The sequence below is a fragment of the Pseudomonas sp. P5_B2 genome (assembly GCF_056400445.1).
The window spans coordinates 1-1,040 of the sequence record NZ_JBFULH010001078.1 but is presented as its reverse complement, the minus strand read 5'-3'; the positions used below and the strand labels follow the sequence as shown (position 1 = coordinate 1,040).

At 51.3% G+C, this 1,040-nt stretch carries 1 protein-coding gene and 1 pseudogene; one reads left to right on the top strand and one right to left on the bottom strand.

The genetic code is table 11. The annotated features are described in order from the left end of the window. The first annotated feature begins 62 nt into the window (after positions 1 to 62). Positions 63 to 503: a hotdog fold domain-containing protein gene (locus AC1DRJ_RS29295; protein ID WP_477805201.1), complete on the top strand. Its 441-nt coding sequence runs from the start codon at positions 63 to 65 to the stop codon at positions 501 to 503. A gap of 239 nt (positions 504 to 742) precedes the next feature. Here the strand turns inward: AC1DRJ_RS29295 and AC1DRJ_RS29290 are convergent. Beyond that, a pseudogene (locus AC1DRJ_RS29290) lies at positions 743 to 1,040 on the bottom strand (MFS transporter); the annotation flags it as partial.

The window sequence follows — 1,040 nt, the reverse complement described above, 5'->3', positions numbered from 1 at the left end:
GAAATACAGAATATTGTTCCGYTACAGAATATTRTTCTGCATTCTAGCCAARAGGGTATCTCATGAGCCAAGCTCTAAGYATGTTCAATAGCGTAGGCCCYRCCGCGTTCAGCAATATGGCSTGCCAAATGGCACCTTACTTCAGCACGATCRCCCCKGAGATTTCWGAGCTAAGCCCAGGCCAYGCAGTGGTAAACGTGCCGTTTCGCAAGGAAATCACCAACCATCTRGCATCTGTGCACGCGATWGCCCTRTGCAAYGCAGCCGAGTTAGCGGGYGGAATGATGACTGACGCTTCGATTCCTTCAGGYGCCAAATGGATTCCGAAAGGCATGACTGTTGAATATCTYGCSAAAGCAAAATCKARCATTCGCGCGGTTGCCGATGGCAGTGGCATTGATTGGGAAACCGGMGGCGACAAGTTCGTCCCRGTTGATATYTTYGACGAGGGTGGCGTGAAGGTTTTCACTGCCAAAATCACGATGAATGTAAAAATCGCCTAAGCCTTTYCGATTGGCTCGGYGTTTGCCGAGCCACATCTATGGGTATGCGGAATTGGTGATTGTTCACGTCGGATCGGCAGTTCAATGCTTAAACGCGCAGGGCCCACGTTCACGGGCTTTCTGCATCAATCATAAAGGCCGAGTTGTACCCCGTAATGCAGTGCGAAGAACATCGAGCAAAATAGAAGGATGGATGGTAGCTCCCAAACGGCTAGCCACACCGCTCGCACCTATTCCTCCTACCGTAGTATTCGTTCGATCGAACGCTCTGCGATAGGCCAATGCATACAGCTGCTAGAACGCTCAACACGATCGAGATGTACCAGGCGAGGTCGTAGCTGCCGGTGCGGTCATACACAAGCCCGCAGAGCCATCCACCGAAGAAAGAGCCGACCTGATGGAAGAAGTAGACGATGCCGCCGAGCATGGAAAAATTTCTCACACCAAATACTGAAGCGAGGGTTCTATTGGTGAGTGGCACGGTAGAGAGCCACAACAAGCCCATCGCAATCGAGAAACCAGAGACAGAAATCTTGG